Genomic DNA, 24253 nt, shown 5'->3' with positions numbered 1-24253 from the left:
CCAGTCAATTTTTCTTTATGTAAGGAGTGAAAGGGCTTGAAACGGAAAATTATTTTCGAAACACAACGACTTATTGTCAGAGAATGGCAGTCGGAAGATGAAGTGGAATTGAAAAAATTTTTGCAAGATGAAAATGTGATGTATGCCTATGAACACGCTTTTTCTGATGAAGAGGTTGCAAACTGGCTAAAGTGGAACTTACAGTCCTATCAAGAATACGGCTACGGCTTATGGGCGTTAGAGAAGAAACGAACAGGCGAAGTTATCGGCGAGTGTGGTCTCACTAATCAATTAGTAAAAGGCAAGAGCTATCCAGAAATTGGTTATCATTTATGTGTGAAAGAATGGCACAAAGGGTATGCGATTGAAGCTGCCGCAGCGACAAAGCAATACGCATTCGATGTATTAAATTTTCCAGAAGTTATTTCAACGATTCGTGATACGAACTTAGCCTCTATGAATGTCGCTATTCGAAACCAGATGCTTGTTAGGGATCGATACATTAAAACATATCGTGGCAAAACGATGCCTCACTATGTTTTCTCTGTTAAAAATCAAAAGAATAAAGACTGAAAAAGTGCCACTTGTCAGATGGAATAGAAAAAGTGTAAAATGGAGTGAAAGAGAAAAGGGAAAAGAGGGATGGTTATGAGACCAAATTTAGGATTTTACGTTCAAACAATTAATGATATCGTTAAAACAACAGAAGATATTGGCGAAGTCATGAATCCATATTACGAAGAAGTTCGTCAAGCGATCGATAAGAATAAAGTGAATGATTTAACAGCCGAACGAATTGCAGAAATTCAAGCAAAATTTAAAGAAGGTACTGAAAAATATGAATTAATGCTCAAAAAAGTCGGAACATTAAAACCAACACCACAAGTACTTGGTATTCACAAAAAATTTGAACATGCTTATACAGAATATGTAGCAGGATGCAATGAAATGATTTTAGCAACAGATCCAGAAACAGGTATTGATGCAGATTTATTTAATACTTCAGAGGAAAAGCAGGATCAAGCAACGGATGAATTAACCTTTGCCATTACGCGAATGAGCAACATTCTTTTGAAAAAATAAAAAACTAATAAAAATAACTAACGAATTTAATATTTTTTTCATGTCTTTTTTATGGACAAAAGAGAAAGTGTATTGTATTATTAATTCATACCAACAACAACCTTTTTATTTTTCATTTTACTCTTATTGAGTAAATACTCCTTTTCCATCGGCAAAACTGCCGGTGGTTTTTTTGTTATTTTTTTATTTAATAATAAAACAACCTTTGATTTTATTAAAATCAAAGGTTGTTTTAGCTTGTTAATTTTCAACATTTCGCACATAATCATCAAAGTATTGAATTAACTCTTTCTTGATTTGTTGATAATCTGCTTCAGAATAGTTCTTTTCTTCTAGCGTACCATTAAAAAATGGCAAATTTAGTTCTTCTTTTAAACGTTCAATCACTTCTTCTTGCTTCATAAGGACCCCTTCTCAACGAATTGTTCTCTTCTATTATAGAACATTGTAGTCATCCGTCAATTGTTCAAAGGCAATTTTCATTTCCTCTAGACGTTCATTCAATTGATTGGTTTCATCTTCTTCATTGAAAAAATGTTGTTTTAATTCAAAATAAAAATTTTCGAAGGCTTGGAAAAAAGGCTCAGACTTGTTGTTTTCAAGAGCAGGAACACTTGTGTAGAGAACACGAGCGCTATGGTAGTAAGTGAAAACCTCGTTAATATTCAATAAAATACGCGCTTCCTCTGGGCGTGGTCGACTTGTAACTAAGTCATGTAAAGATAAACTTTTTGTATGGGTTTCAGATAAATAAAATAAAAATAGTTCCAATTGCTCTTTTGTTGCAGACATGAAAACTCCTCCTCAAACAGTAGTAATATTTATTATAAATGAAAATGAAAGTGCTTGAAAAGCAATGCGCTCAGCAAAAATAATTATTTTAATGGAAAACTATAGTTGTTGCTTTAGCATTCTTTTTAATCATGATAAACTGAGAGAAGTATAATAGGTCCTGACAGAGGAGGAAACAAATGAAAATTGTGATTATTGGTGCATCATTCGCAGGTATTTCCGCAGCAATTGCTTCAAGGAAAAAATATCCCCAAGCAGAAATTTCTTTAATTGATAAACAAGCAACAGTGGGGTATTTATCTGGTGGCTTAAGTGCGTATTTTAATCATACCATCAATGAATTACACGAAGCACGTTACATAACGGAAGAGGAATTACGTCGTCAAAAGATTCAGTTGCTTTTAAATAGAGAAGTCGTGGCAATGGATGTTGAGAACCAATTGATTGCTTGGGCACAAAAGGAAGAGCAACAGTGGTATTCTTATGATAAATTGATTTTAGCGACAGGCGCGAGCCAGTTTTCCACGCAAATTCGTGGTAGTCAAACAGAAAAATTACTCAAATATAAATTTTTATCAGGTGCTTTAGCGGCTGTTCCATTACTGGAAAAGAGCCAGACAGTAGCCGTCATTGGTGCAGGACCCATTGGAATGGAAGCTATTGATTTTCTTGTGAAAATGAAGAAAACGGTTCATGTCTTTGAAAGCTTGGAAAATCTATTGCCTAAATATTTTGATAAAGAAATGGTTGCAGAAGTTCAAAAATCTTTGGAAAAACAAGCAGTAATTTTCCATTTTGAAGAAACGGTCCTAGGAATTGAAGAAACAGCAAATGGTATTGTTCTTGAAACAAGTGAACAGAAAATTTCTTGTGACAGTGGGATTTTTGCTTTAAACTTACATCCTCAATTAGCCTATTTAGATAAAAAAATTCAACGGAATCTGGATCAGACAATCGCGGTGAATGCTTATTTACAAACTTCAGTGCCGAATGTTTTTGCCATCGGAGATTGCATTTCAGTTATGAATGAACCAGTCGCGGAAACTTTTTATGCTCCGTTAGTGAACAATGCGGTACGAACTGGCTTAGTAGTCGCCAACAATTTAGAAGAAAAAACACACCGATTCATTGGCTCTTTGCGAACAATGGGAACAAAAGTGGGGGACTATTACCTTGCTAGTACAGGTCTAACCGAAACGGAAGGTTTATTTTTTCCGCAAACACTTGCTTCCATAATTGTTAGACAGCCAGCGCCGTCTCTACAACATGGGACAGAAATTTTAGGCAAATTAATCTATGATAAAGTGACGCAACGGGTCCTTGGTGCACAGCTTTGTTCAAAAAATAACTGTTTAGAAAAAATAAATACGTTAGCATTAAGTATCCAAACAGGTCAGACACTGACAGACCTATTACAAAAAGATTATTTTTATCAACCTTCCTTAACCAATATTTATGATATTACAAATTTGATGGGTGCTTTGGCTTATTGGAGAGAGAACGATGAAAGTTGAGACGTTATTGGAAAAGAAAGCGATGCGACAATTATTAACGGTGCAACAAACCATCTTAGCAGGCGGTACCTGCTCAGTCTCTGATTTAACAGCATTTTTAGCGGTCACAAAAGCCTCCTTTGAAAAAGACTTAGAGGATTTACATTATTTTTTGAAACCTTTTGGACAGGACTGTCAGCTTACTTATGATGGCCAGCAGCTATCAACCACCTTATCGGATTTTTTTTCGTTGAATCATTTAATTGAAGCATTTGTAAAAGAGTCTCTTAAATTTCAACTTTTAGATTATTTATATCGTAATAAAGAGTTTTCTATTGTTCAATTAACGACTAAATTTATGATTAGTGAGTCTTCTTTATTTCGAAAGATTAAAGAACTCAATCAATTGTTAGCCGCCTTTGATTTGCAAATAAAAAATGGACAACTACAGGGAGAAGAATTGCAGATTCGTTACTTTTACTTTCAGTTGTATTGGTATATTACTCCCTATGAAATACACCAGAAAAAAACGATGTCGCCGTTAAATAAACGGATAATTGAAGGGATTGAGACTGGCTTAGGTTTTACTTTTAATGAACATAATGCGTTAAAAGTTAGTCTTTGGTTGAGTATTACGAAAAAGCGCCTAGCGGTCACTTCAAAAAAATATCAACAATTGAGAAAAAAAATGATTGATTTTAAAGAAGATCCGTTATTTAAGCAAGTTCGACAATTGTTTTTCCGTTTTTCTAGTCGCTATTCATTAGAATTAGACGAAGGAGAAAGCATGATTCATTTTGTTTTTCTAATCACAATGTCGGTCTTACCAGAATCAGCTTTTGATGAATATTCCTTAATTCGGGGACGTCGTTCCGCTGTTTCTTTAGCTGATACGTTTATCTTGGAAAATGTGGTCTTGTATTATCGCCCCCATAAATTTGAACCTACTCTTGAGAAAACCATGGCTTACTATTTTTCACAAATTCATGGAAAACTGTATTTTTTTAAAGGAGAATTGGAAGTCTTTGATCGGGCCCATATCTGGGAAAAAGAACAGCAATTATCTAGTCGGGAATTAGCTTCTTTTTCAACAACGTTATTAGAAAAAGCTTTAGCTTGTTTTGATGAAACGTATCAACCAGGAGATAGTTTGCATGAACTTTCTCTGGTCAAATATTTAAGTGTGTTGGCATTAATTGAATTTAAAATGATTGGTGAAATAAAAATTGGAATTCATTTAGCAATGGATGCTCTTTATCAAGCGGCGTTAACACAAGTATTAATGCTTAGTCTTAAAAATATGAATGGCACGCTGGTGGAGAGGTATCAGCCTGAACAAACATATGATTTAATTGTGACCAATTATCAGCAAACGAGCTATCAAGGAACACCGGAAGTCTATGTTTTGTCAGAATTAAGTTCGACCTATGATGTGCAACAATTAAAAAAGAAAATACGCACCTTGCGGGAGAAATAAACAAAAGGTTGGTGTGACGGAAATTGTCTGATCCTCGCACCTGCCTTTTTACAACTAAAAGTCGAAAATTAGGCTTTTTTAAACAAAAATGTTTCTTTTTATTGAAAAATTAGAGATAATAAAAGTATTATTGAAAGCGTTGTCTTTGTTGGTTTTAGTAGAAATCCTTTCAATTTTTTTAAAATAAAAAAAGTTTTTGACATGTTTAGTTATTCTTTTGTTTGTAAGATAGGGACATAAAGAAAGCGATTTCAAAAACGTTTAGGAGGAATTATCATGGCAGAAGAAAAATACATTATGGCGATTGATCAAGGAACGACTAGTTCTCGTGCAATTATTTTTGATAAAAAAGGAAACAAAATTGGTAGTTCACAAAAGGAATTTACTCAATATTTTCCTAATGCAGGCTGGGTGGAACATAATGCCAATGAAATTTGGAATTCTGTTCAATCCGTTATTGCAGGTTCTTTAATTGAGTCAGGAGTGAAACCTACAGATATTGCCGGAATTGGGATTACAAACCAACGGGAAACAACCGTTGTTTGGGACAAAGCAACTGGGTTACCAATTTATAACGCAATTGTTTGGCAATCACGCCAAACGACACCTATTGCTGATCAACTAAAAGAAGATGGCTACAGCGAAATGATTCATGAAAAAACTGGGTTAATCATTGATGCTTATTTCTCAGCAACGAAGGTTCGTTGGATCTTAGATCACGTAGAAGGTGCGCAAGAACGTGCAGAAAACGGAGAATTGATGTTTGGGACAATTGACACTTGGCTCGTTTGGAAATTAACGGGAGATACTCATGTCACTGATTATTCAAATGCAAGTCGGACGATGTTGTTTAATATCCATGATTTAGATTGGGATCAAGAAATTTTGGATCTTTTAAATATCCCACGAGTGATGTTACCGAAAGTCGTTTCGAACTCTGAAGTGTATGGACTAACAAAAAATTACCATTTTTACGGAAGTGAAGTTCCTATCGCTGGGATGGCTGGTGACCAACAAGCCGCTTTATTTGGTCAAATGGCCTTTGAACCTGGGATGGTTAAAAATACCTATGGAACAGGCTCATTTATTGTCATGAACACTGGCGAAGAACCTCAACTTTCTAAAAATAATCTGCTTACCACTATTGGCTATGGCATTAACGGCAAAGTATATTATGCCTTGGAAGGAAGTATCTTCGTGGCTGGTTCAGCGATTCAATGGTTACGAGATGGCTTAAAAATGTTGCAAACGGCTGCGGAATCTGAAGCAGTAGCCAAAGCGTCAACAGGGCACAATGAAGTTTATGTGGTTCCGGCATTCACTGGTTTGGGTGCACCATATTGGGATTCACAAGCGCGTGGGGCTGTCTTTGGATTGACACGTGGTACCACGAGAGAAGATTTTGTCAAAGCGACACTTCAAGCAGTTGCGTATCAAGTTCGTGACATTATTGACACGATGAAAGAAGATACAGGCATAGATATTCCCGTCTTAAAAGTAGACGGTGGAGCAGCAAACAATGATTTCTTGATGCAATTCCAAGCAGATATTTTAAACACTGCTGTTCAAAGAGCCCATAACTTAGAAACAACGGCCTTAGGCGCAGCTTTCTTGGCGGGCTTAGCGGTTGGCTTCTGGAAAGACTTAGAAGAAATCAAAGCATTCCAAGAAGAAGGACAACAATTTGAACCAATTATGGCGGAAGAAGAACGAGAAGATTTATATGAAGGTTGGCAACAAGCAGTAGCAGCTACCCAACAATTCAAACGTAAAAATAAGTAAATGGAAAAGGGGAATTTTCTATGACTTTTTCAATAGAAACACGCCGACAATCAATCGACGCTTTAAAAACACAACACTTAGATGTCTTAATTATTGGTGGTGGCATTACTGGCGCAGGCGTTGCCCTGCAAGCCAGTGCCGCTAAAATGAAGACAGGGTTAATTGAAATGCAGGATTTCGCAGAGGGCACCTCTTCACGATCAACCAAATTAGTTCATGGTGGTATCCGCTATTTGAAAACGTTTGACGTGGAGGTGGTGGCAGATACAGTGAAAGAACGAGCCGTCGTTCAATCCATTGCGCCACACATCCCTAAAGCGGATCCCATGTTATTGCCGATTTATGATGAGCCAAATGCAACATTTAATCTATTTTCTGTCAAAATAGCAATGGATTTATATGATCAGTTAGCTGATGTAACAGGTACCAAGTACGCCAACTATCTGTTAACAAAAGACGAGGTTTTGGCACGTGAGCCACAACTAAAAAGTGAAGGTCTACAAGGTGGCGGTGTTTATTTAGATTACCGAAATAATGATGCTCGTTTAGTTATTGAAAATATTAAACAAGCAGTAGCTGACGGGGCACATGCTGTGAGTCGGGTTCAAGCGGTGGGCTTTTTATACAATGATGAAGGTAAAATTACTGGCATTCAAGCAAAGGACCTACTAACTGACGAACAGTTTGAGATTCACGCAGATGTTGTGATTAATACTACTGGTCCTTGGTCAGATAAATTAAGAGGCTTAGACAAAAATGATTCATTTACACCACAAATGCGTCCAACCAAAGGGGTTCATTTAGTTGTCGACAAAAGCCGTTTAAATGTTCCTCAACCAACGTATTTTGATACAGGTAAACAAGATGGCCGCATGGTCTTCGTTGTTCCAAGAGAAGAAAAAACATATTTTGGGACGACGGATACAGATTACCATGGAGACTTTCAACATCCAACAGTAGAACAAAGTGATGTGGATTACCTATTGGAAGTAGTCAATAATCGTTATCCAGAGGTACAATTGACAATTGATGATATTGAAGCCAGCTGGGCTGGCTTACGACCTTTAATTTCTGCTAACGGTGGCTCAGATTATAACGGGGGAAACAATGGCAAACTTTCAGATAAAAGTATTGATGAAGTCATTGATGTCGTTGACAGATACCAAAAAAACCAAACAGATAAACGAGAAATTGAAGAAGTCCTAAACCATCTAGAAGACAGTTTGGTGGAAAATAAAGTCAATCCTTCAGCTGTCTCTCGAGGCAGCTCATTGGAAAGATCAGCGGATGGCTTGCTCACTTTGGCTGGTGGGAAATTAACAGATTATCGTAAAATGGCAGAAGGTGCGATGAAAATGATTCAAACCATCTTAGCAGAAGAATACCAGAAAGAATTCACCTTAATTGATTCAAAAAACTATCCAGTTTCAGGTGGGAAATTGAACCCTGCAACGGTAGACGAAGAATTAGAAGCGTTGGCAAAACATGGCGTGTCTAAAGGGTTAAGTGAAAAGGATGCACTATACTTAGCTCATTTATATGGCTCCAACGTACCAACTGTTTTTGAAATGATTGATGATGCCAAAGTAATTCCTGGTTTAACCTTAACAGAAACTGTCTCTTTAAACTATGCGATGGAAGAAGAAATGGCTTTAACACCCGTCGACTTTTTATTGCGACGGACCAACCACTTATTATTTATGCGTGATCGTTTGGACCAAGTGAAAGCGGGAGTCATTGAAGAAATGGCACAGCATTATCAATGGACAGCGGAAGAAAGAGCACGACACATTGAAACATTAGAAAAAGTAATTGAAGAATCAGATTTAAAAAATTTGAAAGTAGGGTGAAGAAAAAATGGGAACTTCGATGATGACACAATTATTCGGTGAATTTTTCGGAACGATGATTTTAGTTTTACTAGGGGATGGCGTCTGTGCCGCAGTTAACTTGAAGAAAAGCAAAGCCTTTGCTTCTGGTTGGGTCGTTATTGCTTTAGGTTGGGGCGCTGCTGTTACATTAGCTGTTTACATGTCTGGGTATATGAGTCCAGCGCATTTAAATCCTGCTGTAACAGTTGCGATGGCAATTACTGGAAACTTTGAATGGGGCATGGTTTTACCTTATATCGTAGCTCAAGTCCTAGGCGGTTTTATTGGTGGTTTAGTTGTCTGGTTAGCTTATTTACCTCATTGGAACATTACAGAAGACAAAGGTGCTATTTTAGGAACCTTCGCCACTGGTCCAGCTGTCCGTAACTATCCAGCCAATGTTTTAACAGAAATTATCGGCACATTTGTCTTGGTTTTTGGCTTACTCGCCTTTTCTCAAAACGACTTAGCGGCTGGCATTAATCCAATGCTTGTTGGGATTTTGGTCTTAGGACTAGGTCTATCATTAGGCGGACCTACAGGTTATGCAATTAACCCTGCACGTGATTTAGGACCTCGTTTAGCGCACCAAATTATTCCTGTGAAAACAAAAGGTGATTCTGATTGGGCTTATTCTTGGGTGCCAATTGTGGGACCTATCTTAGGTGCTTCATTAGCTGCAGTAATTTATTTATTCACTATTTAATAAAATGAAATGTAAATAGTTGTTTTAGACAATAAAAAACGCTTGTGAGAAGTAATCAATTCTTGCAAGTGTTTTTTGCTACATATAAACCAAAAAAGATTTCCTTAGACATTTAGACAATTTGTCTAAATGCGGAACAGAACAATTTTCCTATATGATACAATAAAAGTGCACAAGTAATTGGGGGAGTAACATTTCATACTTATTTGTCAATTTTAAGCTGGACAATGTGTTCAGTAATATATACTAATTTAAAAAGGAGTACATGATTTGAATGGGATAATGGTTTTGTTAGTGGGCGCTGGGTACATCGGTTGGGTTATTTATAGAAATGGTCGTACGTATTTCCGTTATAAAAAAAATCTAAAAAAATATCAAACGACGCACCATCTAACGGACAGTGACCTAGAGATGTACCAAAGAATTATGGACGAATTAAAAAAACAAATTATTTATTTAAACGAACTAACGAATAAGTCACGAAATTTAAAAAAAATTGAACAAGTAGAACTGGGTGTTGCTTCCGCTAAGGGCATCTTTAAACACTTAGTGAAGTATCCTGAAGCAATTACTCATTTTAGTGATTTTTTATATCATAAGGTACCAGAGATTTTACGAGCATCAGAACGGTTTTTAAGCATTAAAGAAGATAAATTGTCAACAGAAGAAATAACACTTGCAACCAATGGTATCTTAAGTACCATACGAGTGTTGTCGGAAAGTATCACAGATGATTATGAAAGATTAGTCTCCGAAGCATCTGAGGAAATTGCCTTATCAAAAAAATTAGTGGAGAGAAAAAATGGCTAAACAAAAGAATTTTTATGATACATATGATGCGCTTTTTCAAAAGCCAAAATGGTCGTTTTTTCCTGTCACAAGAACAGACACAGTAAAGCAATTTCCTAACCCAAATAAAAAAGTGGTAAAACCACAGACGAAAAAAAAGAAAAAACAAAAAAGAACAAAAAAATTATTTGGATAGGCATTGCTGTAGCAATTGGCTTTATAGTATATATTGATCTTGCGGAGAAAGATGATTATTGGGATTACTCCGCTTCATCAGAAGATGTTTATCCTTTAAAAGAAGCTGGACTTACCACAACTGGACCTGTTGATTTAGAAAAACCACTAAAAGTCACAATAGAAGAAAATAAACTTTTATTTAATCAAGGCTATCAAATAGAAATTATCGGCGATGCCGATATTGAAACCAGTGGCGGAAAGAACTTTTTAATTTTACCTTCTACAGAGGAGTATCCAGATACAAAATATCTAGGCAATATCAGTTTTTATGAAAAAAGAGACTATTATACATCGGCAGGTATGTACCTTTCTGGCAATCTTGTCAACAGTCTTTCTGATTATTTGGATACAAGTAAAGAGTTTATCAAAGCATACCCAATTGATAAAATTGCTGATGTACAAACCGGCTATATTTTAAAACGGAATCAAGGATATACAGACATCTCAAAATATTATCTCTTTAAAGATGGGACAGGATTTGAATTAGAAGTCTCTGTTGACCAATTGGAAAAGGTCAAAGATCCCAAAGACTATTCTTCTTTTGTAAAAACATACGCAAAAGAAGTCGCTTTTATAGAAAAAAGTTTTAAATTTGAGTCTACTGATGAGGAATCTCGATAGAGAAACTAGTTTTCAGCTTCAAGTAGCGCCTAGCAATACCTTTGTTGAAAAAATGTAAGAGCCTGAGACAAAAAACACTTTGGATTTTTGTCTCAGGCTTAAAAACTGATCAGCGGTGGAACCGTAGCACTTTAAGGACTGAAGTACGTTACTAGATTGTCTTTGAAGGTAACATAGAAAAGAACAGCAATATACAAGCGACCTACAAACTATTTTCTGTCAGACTAAAACTGGCAGAAGTGGTTTGTAGGTCGCTTGTTTTCATTATGGCTGGTGAGACAGGTTGGCGCTTGATGTTTGTTTTAATATTGCAAATCAAAAATGGCGATACTTATTTTACTGAAAATTAGTTCCCAATCTTCTCGGGTTAATTCTTCTTCTAAAATGTAAATTCGGTCTATTTCTTTTGGTAAATCAAATAAGGGATAGTCAGTAATCACAATATCACAACTAGAAAAATCGGTTCGTTCAAAAATAATATCCTCACTAAATGCTTGCTTGATTTTCATCATAATAAAGCTAGCAATGTAAAAATCGCGAGAATATGCAACACCAATTTTGATTTTTTTGCGGGGACTATAGTGCGTATAAATTCGTAACAACAATTCACATGTCCAAATTGGGTTCTCCTGATCCTTAAATCTTAACTGATAAGAGGAATGCGCTGAAAAATTTTGATAAAAAGCATAGATTTCTTTCTGTAAATCTTTTTGATAAGTACTATTTTTATTGACTAAAAAATCTAGAATTGCGGTATTTGGTTGCTGTGAAATAAATAATTGGTTATAGATAATATTTTTAAATAAAATAAGTAAGAAGTAATGACGATCAAATTCACGCATTTTTGGAATTTGAAAAACTTCGCAAAAATTGGTTAATAAAGAATCAACGTAGAAATATTCTGGGCAAGAAATTTCATTTAGAGCAGCCAGTAAATCTTTGGCTCGTTTTGCTGAATCAAAATTATCAATGGCAATGGGTGCAATGATATCTACAACCCGCTGTTGATCTTCTGAAAAATTTGATTGGGAACAAAAAATAGTTTGTTTTGAGTCTGAGAAAAGCCTTAAATAAGGATGTTCTTCAAATTCTTTTTGGAGATCATCTTCACAAGTATATGGAAAGCGATATTTTGCGATGTGTAAAAGTAAATTTAATTTTAGTAGAGAAGCGTGTTCCAAGCGTTCAAGAATTTCTGGTTTAATATGTTGCGTCAGTATATCTTCAAAATAAGTAGAGGTATAACGTGGTAAGGCTAAGGTATTTAAAAAGATGGTCCAGTAGACATCAAGAAAAGCATATAGGACTTGAAATTCAGAACCTGTAATCGCTTTACTCGCCGAGGGGGAAAAATGGACGGAAATTCCATACAAACCAAATAGTTTATTAATGTTATTTAACCGTTTGTAAATGTAAGATGAGCTAAAATTAGTTTCTTGACTCACTTTCCAGACAGAATTGTTTTCTTTTTTGATAATTGCTTGAAAAAGAATGAAGTCAGTAGAATGGACACAGTAATAATTAAATAATAAAAAATAGTGGGAAAGAAAATCATTGGAAGTCGTATGTAATGAAATTTTTCCGTGATGGATCTGAATCTCTAAGGTATTTTCAGGAAGGGTTGCTAAGTCTTCTTGAATTTCACGAAGATAAATTGATAAATTTTTAGTAGAAAGATCGAATTTTCGGGCAACACTAGATAAATCAAGGTTTGTTTGTTTTGCTAAGTATAAAAAGACAGCCAATTTTTTTGTGTTTTCTTTGAAAGTAAAAATGTTTTTATGGCATCTTGTGTTTTGATGAGACTCACTCCTTAGTTATAAATTCTCTTTTATTATAATAGTTCACCTAATAAATTGTAATAAAAAAGAACAATTCTCATTGGTTTATGAGAAAATAACAAGATATTCAGCAGGAAAACACCTGTGTCAATCGACACAGGTGTTACGATGAGCAAAAAGAGCGGGTTCTTTTTTTATCAAATAATTTTCCAAAGTGACGTGATCAACTAAAGAATCAATCACACCTTCTTTAGAAACTGAAAATCCTGCAGCCTGAATTGCTATTTGAATGGCTGCTTCAGTCGGATAACCTTTCGAAAGATAGGAGGCGAGCGCGCTGATAAAGCTGTCACTGGCACCAGTACTATCCACAGCTATATTTTCTGTTGCAGGGAAATAGTGGCACACTTGGGGTGTTTTTAATAACACGCCTTTTTTTCCTAAAGTAACAATGACATTTTTTACGCCCATTTCTAAGAAGTACGCCGCTTTCTCTTCTAATGTACCAGTATCTGGTTGAAGTTCCAATAATTCATCTTCATTGGGAATGAAAAAATCAACCTTTTCTAGTATATTCACTGGAATATGATGAATAGCAGCTGGTTTTAAAATAATCGGTACCCCTGAATGTTGGGCGATTTCACAAGCTTTCTCTACAGCAGACAAAGGAATTTCTGTTTGAATGAGACAAAAACTGGCATCCATAAATAGGTGTTTTTGCTGTGCGATTTTTTTAGGTGTAAGCGCTGTGTTTGCACCAGGTAAGATTGAAATCATGGAGTCGCCGCTTGTCTCAACATAAATATAAGCTTGACCAGTCTCAGTATCTTGAATACGTGTGATACCATCTGTCGTAACGTGGTATTTTTCTAATTCTTTATATAAGTAATTCGCATCTGTGTCTGAGCCTAAACAACCAATTAGGGTGGCTTGATGCCCCAGTTTGGTTAAGCCAACAGCTTGATTTAATCCTTTTCCGCCGGGGAATTTAGCATAGCTAGACAAAAAATTTGTTTTGCCGTTATGTGGTAAATTTGTTGAATACAGATAATTATCAACGTTTAAACTACCTACTACAATCATTTTGCTATGTGGATTAACACTAGACATGCCTAATGTATTTTTGTGATCTAGCACCAATTTTTCAGCCTCATTAATCAAGGCTGTTTTTTCTTTGCGTTTGTTAAGCAATAATAAGGCTAACTGGCTGCCAAACGTCTCTGTGTCTAATAAGACGGAAGAAATATGATCAGGTAAAAATGAACGATCAATTTTTCGCTTAATTGCGAGTAAAGAGTAATTATCGGGGGTTCGTAAACCGCTCTGCTTTAAAAGCTGTTCCAAAAAAACAGCTTGGGTATAGTCATCGGTAAGGATACCCGTAATCCCATCTGTGATAAGCTGATTACTGAAATCAGCAGGGATAGTAGTTAAAATATTTTCTTTACTAAAGGGTAAATTGACATCAAATAAGGCTTTTTTATAGCCTGCAATAATTGCTTCTTTATATTTTTGGTTAGTGACGAAATAACTAATTTTTTTATGGTTATTCTGTAATAATTCTCGGGTTAAAACATAACTAGCTTCTTCATAAAGCCTCGCTAGAGAAGGCAATTCGTTAGTTGAGTGATTGACGAAATAGTAAGGAATCGTTAATTCTTCTATAAATTTCGCGTATTGTTTACTGTTTTCATTGATTGGGTCCCAAATAATGCCACTGGCTTGTTTTAAAGTTGGCGAGGTAATATTTTTCAGTTCTTGTTCTAAACTACCGTGACTATTTAAAATCAAGCAGCTATAGCCATTTTCTTGAGCTTTATCAATAAAGCTCGTAACCCAAGCCTCAAAAGTTTCATGGCTATTTAATAATAACACGAAGGTTTTTGTAGTACTATTTGTGACGAGATTTGCTGAGTAAGGTGTGTAGTTGTAATCTCGAACGATTTTTAAGACACGCTCACGGGTTTCTTTACTAATAGTTTGATCTTTATTATTTATAATTTTGGATACAGTTGAAGCGGAAACGCCAGCTAATTTTGCAATATCTTTAATATTCATCATTTTCGTCCTTTCACTGAACTCTTTTTTATAGTAAGCATTCTAAAAGCAGAAAGTCAAGAAAAAGCCTAATTATTTATTATTTAGAAATTCTGCTTGACTTTTAATGAAAGCGCTGTTAATCTCAAATTAAGAAAACGTTTCCGGAAATGTTTTTCCTAAATGTGAATGGAGGAAGAAAAATGGATACAAAGAAAAGACCGATCATTATTGATACGGACCCAGGAATTGATGATGCTGTAGCTTTAGCGATTGCACTGAATCATCCTAACCTAGAAGTTCGCTTAATAACGACGGTTGCAGGGAATGTAGATGTAGAAAAAACAACAAATAATGCCTTGAAACTTGTCGATTTTTTTGGGAAAAAGGTTCCTGTAGCCAAGGGGTGTAATTGTCCGTTACTTATTCAATTGGAAGATTCTGCTGAGATTCATGGGGAGACTGGCATGGATGGCTTTGAGTTTCCGCAACCTATCTCTACGTGTTTAGATATTCATGCAGTGGAAGCTATGCGAAAAGAAATTCTGTCTAGTGATGTTCCTTTGACCATTGTTCCAATTGCTGCATTAACGAATATTGCTTTGTTACTGACCCTCTATCCAGAAGTCAAAGAAAATATTGCAGAAATCGTCATGATGGGTGGCTCATTAGCAAGGGGAAATACAAATACAAGTGCCGAATTTAATACGTATGTCGATCCACACGCTGCACAAATTGTTTTCCAATCAGGTGTCCCGCTAACAATGGTAGGATTAGATGTTACAAGTCAAGCTGTGTTAACGAATCATGAAGTAACAGCCATCAGAGCGCTTGGTAGAGTTGGGGAAATGTTTTATGGTCTTTTCCGTCATTATAGAGGCGGCAGTTTAACTACAGGTTTGAAAATGCATGATGTCTGTGCGATTGCCTATTTAACTTCACCAGAATTATTTGAGACAACTGAAACGTTCATTGAAGTTGCTTTGGAAGGTCCAGCTGCGGGAGCTACTGTTGCGGATTTAAAAATGAAGTATCATAAAAACACGAATGCTGTTGCCTGTATAGATGTAAATGTTGAAGCTTTTCAAAAATGGGTTGTCGAAAAAATGAAAGCGGTTAATTAACTGAAGGAGGATAAGTATGACTGAAAGTTTATTGGTATTGGTCGTTTTAGTTGTTGTAGCCTATTTGATTGTAAAAAATTATCATCCCGCACTCAGCTTAATTATTGGTGCGCTTGTTCTACTTGCATGTGCATGGATGTTAGGACATCCCATTTATCCTGCAGGAGAAGGAACCGGTTTTGGATTATTTGATATTTTCTTGAAGTTTAAAGATACAATTATTGCACAAGTGAGTTCAGCAGGAATTGTAATTATGATTCTTTTTGGTTATTCAGGCTATATGAATGCAATCGGGGCCAATCAGATGGCTGTCAACTTTTTGGTGAAACCATTAATGAAGATTAAACGTAAATCGTTATTTGTCCCTGTGGTCTTTTTAATTGGAAATTTAATGTCACTAGTAGTTCCTAGTGCATCAAGTTTAGCGATTATTTTAATGTCTATATTATATCCGATGCTAGCCAGCATGGGGATTTCATCATTAACTGCTGCAGGTGTGATTGCAATGACGGCAACTATCATGCCAACACCTTTAGGCGCGGATAACGTAATCGCCGCAAATACCCTTGGTTATGATGTGTTAAATTATGTTGTATGGAATGCCAAAATTTCGCTGCCATCGTTATTAATCATTGCGGTTGCACAGTACTTCTGGCAAAAATACTGCGATAAAAAAGAAGGTGAGGCTGCCTATGTTTCATTAAATGAAGAGGGCTTAAGCAAACAAAAAGAATTTGATGTTCCTAAATTTTATGCAATATTGCCAATATTACCGCTATTATTAATTGTTGGGGTGGGAATCGCAGGAATGTTTATTAAAGGAATAACGATGGATATTTTTGTTCTTACATTTATTTCTTTCTTCATCGCTGTATTGGTTGAGACGCTTCGCTTGAAATCTTTTAAAAAGGTTCAAGATACAGCTGTCGAGATGTTTAAAGGAATGGGGCAAGGGTTTAGTCAAGTTGTGATGCTTGTCGTAGGCGGTTCATTATTCACGTCTGCGATTCAAACATTAGGAATTATTGATAGTATTATGGCATCTGTCGAAGCATCAAGTTCAGCAGGAATTGTCACGACCTTAATTTTCAGCGGTGCAACGACCCTTTTTGGAATTTTAAGCGGTGGTGGACTGGCAATGTTTTATGCGGTTATCGAACTAATCCCTGGGATTGCTGAAAAAGCTGGGATTGATGGCATCTTAATTTCCTTGCCAATGCAGATGATTGCGAATTTAACTAGAACGATTTCTCCTGTAGCAGCAGTTGTCATGATTGTCGCATCAACAGTAGGAGTTAGTCCCATCAGAATTTTAAAACGGACGAGTGTACCGACCATCATTGGCATTATTAGTGTGATTGTCTTGTCGATTCTATTGTTACCTTATTAAGAGAATAAACAATGAAAATTAGAGTGGCTGATGAGAAAGAGTTACCGATTATTCTTCAATTTTTAACAGAAGTAAAGGCATACATGGATGTTGTGGGCATTACACAGTGGACAAAGGACTACCCTTCTCAAGAAGATATCCAAGAAGACATTACAAAAAAACGGTTGTATTTGCTAGTGCACGAAGAAATGATTTTTTCAATGGCAACGTTCTGTATGGAGCAGGAACAAGACTTTGTTTGGTTAAAGCGCTTTGCAACTTCGCCTAATTATATTGCCAAGGGTTATGGCAGTTTGTTGTTCCATGAATTGGAGAAACGACCAGTCTGGGAAGGAAGACGTAAAATGTATGCTCAGACTAATCATACAAACCATAGAATGATTCGATTTTTCGAAAGTAAAGGGTTCACAAAAATTCATGAATCTTTACAAATGAATCGCTTAGACTTTGGCTCTTTTTATTTATACGTTAAAGAATTGGAGAACCAATCCATCGTTTAAAATAAGAAAACAGGAGTCAGATGCAAAAATTATTTAGCATCTGACTCCTGTTATTTTCCAAGGAAATAGTCAACTTAATTATACAAATAAAACACAAACACATTCGGGAACAGCAACATCTTTTTGAATCATTTCTAATAAGCCAGTTTCTTGGTTCCGACGATAAAGTGTTAAGTTATCAGAGTCTTGATTAGCGACAACAACGAAATCTTCAGAAGGATCTAAATCAAAATCTCTCGGAATATCGCCTTCTGTTGAAATTAATTGAATTCGTTCAATCGCTTCGCCATTTTCTGAAACAGCATAGACAGCAATTGAGTTATGGCCACGGTTTGAAGCATAAAGGAAACGGCCATCAGAAGAAATACGAATCGCAGCACCACCATTAAACGCATCATAATCAGCAGGTAAAGTAGAAACTTTTTGTAATTCAGTGAAAGAACCATCTGTTTCATCATATGAAAGAACTGAAACAGTGCTATCTAATTCACCAAATAAATAAGCCAATGATTTTGTTGGGTGGAACACTAAATGACGTGGACCAGTCCCTGGCTCAGTCACGAATTGAGCGATTTCAGAAAGCTTTCCATCTAAGCTAACATTATACGTATACACACGATCGGTTCCTAGATCACAGACGACTAAGCGTTGATCAGGCGTCAAATCTGTGTAATGAACATGGGCATTGTTTTGGTTTTCATGAGGACCAGTTGGCTCTGTATGAATCACTTTGTCAGCATCTTCCAAAGAACCATCTTCTAAGATACGATACACGTGAACGATACCTTGGTGATAATTTGCTGCATAGACAAGTTGTCGGTTTTCGTCAACAGCTACATAACATGGCGGCGCACCTTCCTCAGTTACTTTATTCAATAAGTTAAAATGGTCCATTTCTGGTTGATAAGCGGCAGTGCCACCTTCACCGTCAACACTAGTGACGCTAAAAAGTTCGCCCTTTTGACTCAGAGCAAGATAGGTAGGACTCGTTTCTTCTAACAAAAGTGTCGCTTCTGTTAAACGACCTTGTGTCGTATCTAATGCAATTTTATAAATGCCTTGGCTGGCTCTTCGAGTATAGGTACCTAGTAAAATTTGTTCTAACATCACAATTCCTCCAATTTGTTTCAACACAATCACTTTTTATGAAAGTGCTTTTATATAATGTAGTATACCATAAGAAGTCTAAGAACAATAAAACTTTCTATCTGAGATGTTCGCATTTTAAAGTGGTTTGTGCTATTATGATGAGAGACTGTGATGACAGTCATTTTTTGATTTTTAGAGGGGTGACGAACATGTACGACAATACGGATAATAACGGGACCGTTCGTTGTTCATTTTGTGGGAAAACACAAGAAGAAGTAAAAAAAATTGTTGCTGGTCCGGGTGTCTATATTTGTAATGAATGTATTGATCTATGTAAAGAGATTATTGATGAAGAATTTTATGATGAAGCAGTCCGAGAATTAACGGATGTGCCAAAACCCCAAGAAATTTTAAATGTTTTAAATGAATATGTTATTGGACAAGAACGTGCAAAACGCACACTTTCTGTTGCTGTTTACAATCACTATAAACGTGTGAATCAATCAGAAACAGCTGCAACTCAAGATGACGTTGAATTGCAAAAAAGTAACATTTGTTTAATTGGACCAACAGGTTCAGGTAAAACTTTCTTGGCTCAAACGTTAGCAAAAACATTAAATGTACCTTTTGCAATCGCTGATGCGACCAGTTTAACAGAAGCAGGTTATGTAGGGGAAGATGTTGAAAACATCCTTTTAAAATTACTACAATCTGCTGACTATAATGTTGAACGTGCGGAAAAGGGCATTATCTATATTGATGAGATTGATAAAATTGCCCGTAAGAGTGAAAATGTTTCGATTACTCGAGATGTTTCAGGTGAGGGTGTTCAACAAGCCTTACTAAAAATTCTTGAAGGAACAGTTGCAAGTGTACCACCACAAGGGGGCCGCAAACATCCACATCAAGAATTTATCCAAATTGACACAACGAATGTTCTCTTCATCGTTGGTGGAGCATTTGATGGGATTGAAACCATTGTTAAAAACCGCTTAGGCGAAAAAACTATTGGTTTTGGTAAAACTAATTCTGCTTTAAATGAAGAAGAAAGCATCATGCAACATATTATTCCAGAAGATTTATTGAAATTTGGTTTAATTCCAGAATTTATTGGACGCTTACCTGTAATGGCTGCGCTTGATAAATTAACGAATGATGACTTGGTTCGAATTTTAACAGAACCGAAGAATGCCTTGGTGAAACAATATCAAAAATTATTGTCTCTTGATGACACTAAATTAGAATTTGAACCAGAAGCATTAAAAGCCATCGCAGCCAAAGCCATTGAACGTAATACTGGCGCACGCGGACTTCGTTCAATCATTGAAGAAATTATGATGGACGTAATGTTTGATGTTCCTTCAGATGAAAGCATTGAAAAAGTTATCATTACTAAAATGGCCGCTGAAGGTACCGGTAAACCAACAATTATTTATAACAAAAAAGATAAAGAAGCTGTATAAGATTGAAGCTGAAAACAGCTCTTTCGGCGGATCTCCGAAAGAGCTGTTTTTGTTAAGCTTTTGAATGAAAGACTGAACAGAAGAACGGAGGAAAACAATGAACGTACATAATGCAGAAATCGTGATTAGTGCGGTATCCCCTAAACAATATCCTGAATCTCAGTTACCGGAGATTGCTTTAGCTGGACGTTCGAACGTTGGGAAATCATCTTTTATTAATACCTTGATTAATCGTAAAAATTTAGCAAGAACTTCAGGTAAACCTGGTAAAACGCAAACGCTAAACTTTTATTTAATTGAGGATGCCTTACACTTTGTGGATGTTCCTGGCTATGGTTATGCCAAAGTTTCTAAAACAGAACGTGCGAAGTGGGGAAAAATGATTGAAACGTATATCACGCAACGTGAGCAGTTACGTGCAGTCGTTTCTTTAATTGATTTACGTCATCCGCCGACCCAAGATGATATCCAAATGTATGAATTTTTGAAATACTATGATTTGCCAGTTATTATTGTGGCAACTAAGGCAGACAAAATTCCGCGGGGCAAATGGAACAAACACGAGAGTGTCATCAAAAAAGCCTTGAATTTTGATAAACAAGATGACTTTATTATTTTCTCTTCTGAAACAAAAGAAGGAAAAGAAGCAGCTTGGACAGCAATTGAAAAATTTCTATAGAAAAAAACAAGCAAAATTACTCTTTTGCTTGTTTTTTTGCTTCTTCTTTTTTTACTTCTTGTCGTTGTTTTGCCAGTTCTTCAAGAGGTACTTCTTTCTTTAATGGATCAACGGCGAAAGAATCGAAGAGTTTATCTAAGTCATTGGAACGTTCAAATTTTAATCCCATTTACTAAGCCTCCATTCCTTTTTTTATAGTGTAGCACGTTTTTTTTCATTTGGATAGCAACAGAAATGTAAGAATTCGTCATAGGTGCACCTGGTGTAATTTCTCGTAACTAAGACTTGCCAAACATGAAAAAACAAGCTATTCTTTAGTAAGAATTAGTTAGAAAGAAGGCACTTTATGAAAAATCCGTTAATCGGCGGTGTTCGTTTTTATCAACGATTTATTTCTCCAGGATTGCCTGCACGTTGTCGCTATTACCCAACGTGTTCACAATATATGATTGATGCAATTCATACACATGGAAGTGTCAAAGGAACAACGATGGGGGTAGCACGGATTTTACGATGTCATCCTTTTGTTAAAGGCGGCATTGACTATGTTCCGTTGAAATTTCGCTTGACGAAAAATCCTGATGAGACCTATCATGGACCGTATACGTATCGAAGAAATAAGAAAACAGAAGTAGAAAAGGATGGATAAATATGGCAATTTTAGCATTTGATCTTGGCGGTTCTTCCGTGAAATACGGCGTTTGGACAGGCAAAGAATTAACAAATCAAGGGAGCTTTCCAACACCTGGCTCTTGGGAAGAAATGAAAGCGCATTTATATTCGGTTTATGCAGACAAAAGAAATGAGTCGATTAGTGGTGTTGCTTTTAGTTCACCTGGAGTAGTTGACGAAAAAAGTCAACAGATTTTAGGGATTTCCGCCATTCCATATATTCATCATTTTAACATTTATGAAGAATTAGAAGCGTTGTTTGGCTTACCAGTGACTATCGAAAATGATGCGAATTGTGCTGGTTTAGCTGAGATATATGAAGGCGCGGCGAAAGGGAAAAAAGAAGTGCTTTTTGTCGTTATTGGGACAGGAATTGGCGGAGCGATTTTTCGCAATGGCGAATTGTACAAAGGCGCTCATTTATATGGAGGCGAGTTTGGACTGAACTTTTTAAGTAATGGCCAAACATTCAGTGAAATTGGCACAGCTGTCAAAATGGCTCAGCGCTATTGTGAACGAATTGGAGTCGAAAAACAGGCGGTGACAGGAGAAGAAGTTTTTGAACTGGCACAACGAGGGGATGAGATTGCTCGCGAAGAAGTCAATAATTTTTATGATTATTTAACACAAGGATTATTCGGCTTACAGTTTTCTTATGATCCTGAAATGATTGTACTTGGAGGCGGTGTTTCTGCTAAAGAAGGCTTATTAGCAGAGATTAATCGCCGGATGCTAACGCATTTACAGACCTTTGAATTAAAAGATTTTGTTCCAGAAATCGTGACCTGCCATTATCAAAATGATGCCAACTTGATTGGCGCAGCCGCCAACTTTCAAGCAAAAACGAATTGGGAACTATAAAGAAACAGCCGATTGTTGTTCTCTTCAATCGGCTGTTTCTTTATTTATTTGCCTTGTCGTCAGTATTTTCTTCTGCAGCAATCCGCGCTTGAACTTGTTGGCGTAAAGTTTCTAGTTCTTTTTCTTTCTTTTCTAATTCAGCTAAATCTTCAGAAATTTCATGGGCTTCTTCTGCTGGCTTAGGTTGTAAAAAGACGTTTAAACCAATCGCTATAAAGGTCCCAATGAATGTATCCAACACACGTTCCATTGCATATTGAAAGGAATCGCTTTGCGGAATACTTAAAGAAATCATTAAAAGTGTCGCAGTTGCAGAAATGATTCCAGCATTGTTATTAATCCCATCAGAAACAACGATGACGATAATGACTAAAAGTGGTAGTAGCAGTAATTCTACTAAGTGTTGATTAGGAAAATAATCTTGTGCTAATACATAAAGCAAAGCTAAAAAGCCACCCAATGTGTTTCCAATAATGCGCGATTTTCCAAAAGACAAACTGGTATTTAAATCTTGTCTTAGCGAAAAAACAGCTGCTAAACAGGCAATCATAGGTGAGCCACGATGGAAAAATTGAAATAAAAGAATACACAGCATGACAGCAATTGCTGTTTTTAACGTTCGCATGCCTAAACGAAATCGACCCACTATCATAAATATTCGCTCCTAAATAACTTTTCTCTTTAATGATAACCGAAATAGAGGTAAAATTACTAGAGAAAAGTGAAGAATTATTATTTTTTAAGGGGAGTATGCATGAAAATTGGTTTACGAACAGTCAAGACAGCCATTAGCGCTGCATTAGCAATGATTATTGCGGAAAAACTGGGATTACTTTATGCCCCTTCGGCAGGGATTATTTCAGTTTTAAGTGTTACTAGCACGAAAAAAACATCTGTCATGACAGGAATTTATCGTTTGTTATCCTTAGCTTTAGCAACTATTTTAGCGTATATTTGTTTTACTTTTTTAGGTTTTACAGCGATTGCTTTTGGTATTTTTTTGTTATTATTTATTCCAGCAGCTGTGTATTTTCAATTATCTGATGGGATTGTTGTGAGTTCCGTTTTGGTAACTCATTATTTAGTCGAAAAAAATCTTTCTTGGGCGATTATTGGAAATGAGTTTTTATTAATGAGTATTGGTGTGGGACTAGCGTTATTAGCTAATTCTTATATGCCTGATACAGAAAAACGTTTAAGAGAAGACCAAGAAGTCATTGAAACAATGTTTCGTAAAATTTTAAGGGAAATGGCGTTACATTTAAACAACGCTGCAGGAGAGCGAAATTTGGTCATGCATTGTGCAGATTTAAAAACCTTTATTCGCACAGGCGAGACGTGGGCCAAAAATCATGCCGAGAATCAATTGCTGTCTACCAATACGTACTATTTAGAGTACTTTGCGATGAGAAAAATGCAAAGTAATATTCTAAAAAACATGCTGGAATTATTAGAAGATATTACTGTTGATGCGCAACAAGTTCGCTATATTCAACAATTATTGGAATATACGGCAGAAACATTTGCAGAGAATAATGATGGACAAGAAATTATGAATCGAATTAAGACCGTTTATGAAACCTATCGCACAAAACCATTGCCGCAAACAAGAAGTGAATTTGAAAATCGGGCGCGACTCTTTCAGTTTTTACAATTGTTTCAGTCATTCATTCAAGTCAAAGCGGACTTTGCCAAATTACAACTAGATAAATAAACAAAAAAGAAACCTTTTTAAACGGAGGTTTCTTTTTTTGTTCTCTTAAAAATTCAGGCAAGTTCTTTAGTATTCATTGAGAATGTGTTAAA

The 24253-nt window shown here is 36.1% G+C and carries 23 protein-coding genes and 2 pseudogenes; 17 read left to right on the top strand and 8 right to left on the bottom strand.

What is annotated here, in order from left to right; all coding sequences use genetic code 11:
* Positions 1-36: 36 nt before the first annotated feature.
* The gene (locus IGJ20_RS08345) at positions 37-573 is read left to right on the top strand and encodes a GNAT family N-acetyltransferase (RefSeq protein WP_002409761.1); all 537 of its coding nucleotides are present in this window, start codon (positions 37-39) and stop codon (positions 571-573) included.
* A 69-nt stretch (positions 574-642) separates the two neighbouring features.
* The gene (locus tag IGJ20_RS08340) at positions 643-1083 is read left to right on the top strand and encodes a hypothetical protein (protein ID WP_202522575.1); all 441 of its coding nucleotides are present in this window, start codon (positions 643-645) and stop codon (positions 1081-1083) included.
* An 80-nt stretch (positions 1084-1163) separates the two neighbouring features.
* On the opposite strand, the gene IGJ20_RS08335 is transcribed toward IGJ20_RS08340, so the two are convergent.
* Genes IGJ20_RS08335 through IGJ20_RS08325 form a run of 3 tightly spaced genes read right to left on the bottom strand, consistent with a single transcriptional unit; the run spans position 1164 to position 1875 of the window.
* Complete coding sequence (locus IGJ20_RS08335) at positions 1164-1337, bottom strand: hypothetical protein (protein ID WP_002389250.1); 174 nt, start codon at positions 1335-1337, stop codon at positions 1164-1166.
* Positions 1324-1485, bottom strand: a complete 162-nt coding sequence (locus tag IGJ20_RS08330) for a hypothetical protein (protein ID WP_002357133.1) — start codon at positions 1483-1485, stop codon at positions 1324-1326. Before IGJ20_RS08330 ends, IGJ20_RS08335 begins: the two co-directional genes overlap by 14 nt.
* A gap of 33 nt (positions 1486-1518) precedes the next feature.
* Positions 1519-1875 carry a hypothetical protein gene (locus IGJ20_RS08325; protein WP_002357135.1) on the bottom strand — a complete coding sequence of 119 codons (357 nt, stop codon included), beginning with the start codon at positions 1873-1875 and terminating at the stop codon, positions 1519-1521.
* Between the two features lie 179 nt (positions 1876-2054).
* Between IGJ20_RS08325 and IGJ20_RS08320 the strand changes: the two genes are divergently transcribed.
* The 7 genes and pseudogenes from IGJ20_RS08320 (at position 2055) to IGJ20_RS08290 (ending at position 10851) form a co-directional block, all read left to right on the top strand.
* On the top strand, positions 2055-3389 hold the full coding sequence (locus IGJ20_RS08320) for an FAD-dependent oxidoreductase (protein WP_202522574.1): 1335 nt from the start codon (positions 2055-2057) through the stop codon (positions 3387-3389).
* Complete coding sequence (locus tag IGJ20_RS08315) at positions 3379-4845, top strand: helix-turn-helix domain-containing protein (RefSeq protein ID WP_202522573.1); 1467 nt, start codon at positions 3379-3381, stop codon at positions 4843-4845. The genes IGJ20_RS08320 and IGJ20_RS08315 overlap by 11 nt, the downstream gene beginning before the upstream one ends.
* 276 nt (positions 4846-5121) lie before the next feature.
* Positions 5122-6627: a glycerol kinase GlpK gene (gene glpK / locus IGJ20_RS08310; protein WP_002357138.1), complete on the top strand. Its 1506-nt coding sequence runs from the start codon at positions 5122-5124 to the stop codon at positions 6625-6627.
* Positions 6628-6647: 20 nt separating this feature from the next.
* Entirely contained in the window at positions 6648-8477 is a 1830-nt protein-coding gene (gene glpO, locus IGJ20_RS08305) for a type 1 glycerol-3-phosphate oxidase (RefSeq protein ID WP_002379559.1), read from the top strand.
* 7 nt (positions 8478-8484) lie between these two features.
* Complete coding sequence (locus tag IGJ20_RS08300; RefSeq protein ID WP_002357140.1) at positions 8485-9204, top strand: MIP/aquaporin family protein; 720 nt, start codon at positions 8485-8487, stop codon at positions 9202-9204.
* 282 nt (positions 9205-9486) lie between these two features.
* Entirely contained in the window at positions 9487-10014 is a 528-nt protein-coding gene (locus IGJ20_RS08295) for a 5-bromo-4-chloroindolyl phosphate hydrolysis family protein (RefSeq protein WP_048737323.1), read from the top strand.
* Positions 10007-10851 (top strand): annotated as a pseudogene (locus IGJ20_RS08290) (hypothetical protein). The gene IGJ20_RS08295 and the pseudogene IGJ20_RS08290 overlap by 8 nt, the downstream one beginning before the upstream one ends.
* Positions 10852-11153: 302 nt before the next feature.
* Here the strand turns inward: IGJ20_RS08290 and IGJ20_RS08285 are convergent.
* Both IGJ20_RS08285 and IGJ20_RS08280 read right to left on the bottom strand, forming a co-directional pair.
* Positions 11154-12661, bottom strand: a pseudogene (locus IGJ20_RS08285) (helix-turn-helix domain-containing protein).
* A 118-nt stretch (positions 12662-12779) separates the two neighbouring features.
* Positions 12780-14693, bottom strand: a complete 1914-nt coding sequence (locus tag IGJ20_RS08280; protein WP_002385848.1) for a PfkB family carbohydrate kinase — start codon at positions 14691-14693, stop codon at positions 12780-12782.
* Positions 14694-14839: 146 nt separating this feature from the next.
* Here IGJ20_RS08280 and rihC point away from each other — a divergent pair, with 146 nt between their 5' ends.
* From rihC to IGJ20_RS08265, 3 genes are read left to right on the top strand one after another with little or no spacing between them, the layout of a single operon-like run.
* Entirely contained in the window at positions 14840-15793 is a 954-nt protein-coding gene (gene rihC / locus IGJ20_RS08275) for a ribonucleoside hydrolase RihC (RefSeq protein ID WP_002383111.1), read from the top strand.
* 16 nt (positions 15794-15809) lie between these two features.
* A complete protein-coding gene (gene dcuC, locus IGJ20_RS08270) occupies positions 15810-17183 on the top strand; it encodes a C4-dicarboxylate transporter DcuC (RefSeq protein ID WP_202522570.1) in 1374 nt (457 codons plus the stop codon).
* Positions 17184-17194: 11 nt separating this feature from the next.
* Positions 17195-17683 carry a GNAT family N-acetyltransferase gene (locus tag IGJ20_RS08265; RefSeq protein ID WP_202522569.1) on the top strand — a complete coding sequence of 163 codons (489 nt, stop codon included), beginning with the start codon at positions 17195-17197 and terminating at the stop codon, positions 17681-17683.
* Between the two features lie 78 nt (positions 17684-17761).
* On the opposite strand, the gene IGJ20_RS08260 is transcribed toward IGJ20_RS08265, so the two are convergent.
* Positions 17762-18790 carry a lactonase family protein gene (locus IGJ20_RS08260; protein WP_002366856.1) on the bottom strand — a complete coding sequence of 343 codons (1029 nt, stop codon included), beginning with the start codon at positions 18788-18790 and terminating at the stop codon, positions 17762-17764.
* 191 nt (positions 18791-18981) lie between these two features.
* Here IGJ20_RS08260 and clpX point away from each other — a divergent pair, with 191 nt between their 5' ends.
* Positions 18982-20235 carry an ATP-dependent Clp protease ATP-binding subunit ClpX gene (gene clpX / locus IGJ20_RS08255; protein ID WP_002357154.1) on the top strand — a complete coding sequence of 418 codons (1254 nt, stop codon included), beginning with the start codon at positions 18982-18984 and terminating at the stop codon, positions 20233-20235.
* Between the two features lie 97 nt (positions 20236-20332).
* Positions 20333-20914 (top strand): ribosome biogenesis GTP-binding protein YihA/YsxC, encoded by a 582-nt coding sequence (yihA, locus tag IGJ20_RS08250; RefSeq protein ID WP_002357155.1) that lies wholly within the window; start codon positions 20333-20335, stop codon positions 20912-20914.
* A 16-nt stretch (positions 20915-20930) separates the two neighbouring features.
* On the opposite strand, the gene IGJ20_RS08245 is transcribed toward yihA, so the two are convergent.
* Positions 20931-21083, bottom strand: a complete 153-nt coding sequence (locus IGJ20_RS08245) for an SPJ_0845 family protein (RefSeq protein ID WP_002357156.1) — start codon at positions 21081-21083, stop codon at positions 20931-20933.
* 177 nt (positions 21084-21260) lie between these two features.
* Between IGJ20_RS08245 and yidD the strand changes: the two genes are divergently transcribed.
* Together yidD and IGJ20_RS08235 are read left to right on the top strand one after the other, a co-directional pair.
* On the top strand, positions 21261-21563 hold the full coding sequence (gene yidD / locus IGJ20_RS08240; protein WP_002357157.1) for a membrane protein insertion efficiency factor YidD: 303 nt from the start codon (positions 21261-21263) through the stop codon (positions 21561-21563).
* Positions 21564-21565: 2 nt separating this feature from the next.
* A complete protein-coding gene (locus IGJ20_RS08235) occupies positions 21566-22447 on the top strand; it encodes an ROK family protein (RefSeq protein ID WP_002360061.1) in 882 nt (293 codons plus the stop codon).
* Between the two features lie 40 nt (positions 22448-22487).
* On the opposite strand, the gene IGJ20_RS08230 is transcribed toward IGJ20_RS08235, so the two are convergent.
* Complete coding sequence (locus tag IGJ20_RS08230; protein WP_002374566.1) at positions 22488-23099, bottom strand: FUSC family protein; 612 nt, start codon at positions 23097-23099, stop codon at positions 22488-22490.
* Between the two features lie 102 nt (positions 23100-23201).
* Between IGJ20_RS08230 and IGJ20_RS08225 the strand changes: the two genes are divergently transcribed.
* On the top strand, positions 23202-24161 hold the full coding sequence (locus IGJ20_RS08225) for an aromatic acid exporter family protein (protein WP_002360063.1): 960 nt from the start codon (positions 23202-23204) through the stop codon (positions 24159-24161).
* Positions 24162-24253: the final 92 nt, after the last annotated feature.

This window comes from Enterococcus sp. DIV0294, assembly GCF_050558155.1.
GTDB lineage: Bacteria > Bacillota > Bacilli > Lactobacillales > Enterococcaceae > Enterococcus > Enterococcus faecalis.
Note: the sequence above shows the minus strand (reverse complement) of the source record. Positions and strands in the feature narration are given on the sequence as shown.

Bases quoted from the DNA above. Each gene is read 5' to 3' on its own strand.
- IGJ20_RS08225 (WP_002360063.1), top strand. From the start codon at position 23,202: ATGAAAATTGGTTTACGAACAGTCAAGACAGCCATTAGCGCTGCATTA.
- IGJ20_RS08325 (WP_002357135.1), bottom strand. From the start codon at position 1,875: ATGTCTGCAACAAAAGAGCAATTGGAACTATTTTTATTTTATTTATCT.
- glpK (WP_002357138.1), top strand. From the start codon at position 5,122: ATGGCAGAAGAAAAATACATTATGGCGATTGATCAAGGAACGACTAGT.
- IGJ20_RS08300 (WP_002357140.1), top strand. From the start codon at position 8,485: ATGGGAACTTCGATGATGACACAATTATTCGGTGAATTTTTCGGAACG.
- IGJ20_RS08340 (WP_202522575.1), top strand. From the start codon at position 643: ATGGTTATGAGACCAAATTTAGGATTTTACGTTCAAACAATTAATGAT.
- glpO (WP_002379559.1), top strand. From the start codon at position 6,648: ATGACTTTTTCAATAGAAACACGCCGACAATCAATCGACGCTTTAAAA.
- IGJ20_RS08335 (WP_002389250.1), bottom strand. From the start codon at position 1,337: ATGTTGAAAATTAACAAGCTAAAACAACCTTTGATTTTAATAAAATCA.
- yidD (WP_002357157.1), top strand. From the start codon at position 21,261: ATGAAAAATCCGTTAATCGGCGGTGTTCGTTTTTATCAACGATTTATT.
- IGJ20_RS08260 (WP_002366856.1), bottom strand. From the start codon at position 18,790: ATGTTAGAACAAATTTTACTAGGTACCTATACTCGAAGAGCCAGCCAA.
- rihC (WP_002383111.1), top strand. From the start codon at position 14,840: ATGTTTTTCCTAAATGTGAATGGAGGAAGAAAAATGGATACAAAGAAA.
- IGJ20_RS08320 (WP_202522574.1), top strand. From the start codon at position 2,055: ATGAAAATTGTGATTATTGGTGCATCATTCGCAGGTATTTCCGCAGCA.
- IGJ20_RS08280 (WP_002385848.1), bottom strand. From the start codon at position 14,693: ATGATGAATATTAAAGATATTGCAAAATTAGCTGGCGTTTCCGCTTCA.
- yihA (WP_002357155.1), top strand. From the start codon at position 20,333: ATGAACGTACATAATGCAGAAATCGTGATTAGTGCGGTATCCCCTAAA.
- IGJ20_RS08265 (WP_202522569.1), top strand. From the start codon at position 17,195: ATGAAAATTAGAGTGGCTGATGAGAAAGAGTTACCGATTATTCTTCAA.
- clpX (WP_002357154.1), top strand. From the start codon at position 18,982: ATGTACGACAATACGGATAATAACGGGACCGTTCGTTGTTCATTTTGT.
- dcuC (WP_202522570.1), top strand. From the start codon at position 15,810: ATGACTGAAAGTTTATTGGTATTGGTCGTTTTAGTTGTTGTAGCCTAT.
- IGJ20_RS08245 (WP_002357156.1), bottom strand. From the start codon at position 21,083: ATGGGATTAAAATTTGAACGTTCCAATGACTTAGATAAACTCTTCGAT.
- IGJ20_RS08230 (WP_002374566.1), bottom strand. From the start codon at position 23,099: ATGATAGTGGGTCGATTTCGTTTAGGCATGCGAACGTTAAAAACAGCA.
- IGJ20_RS08330 (WP_002357133.1), bottom strand. From the start codon at position 1,485: ATGAAGCAAGAAGAAGTGATTGAACGTTTAAAAGAAGAACTAAATTTG.
- IGJ20_RS08295 (WP_048737323.1), top strand. From the start codon at position 9,487: ATGGTTTTGTTAGTGGGCGCTGGGTACATCGGTTGGGTTATTTATAGA.
- IGJ20_RS08315 (WP_202522573.1), top strand. From the start codon at position 3,379: ATGAAAGTTGAGACGTTATTGGAAAAGAAAGCGATGCGACAATTATTA.
- IGJ20_RS08235 (WP_002360061.1), top strand. From the start codon at position 21,566: ATGGCAATTTTAGCATTTGATCTTGGCGGTTCTTCCGTGAAATACGGC.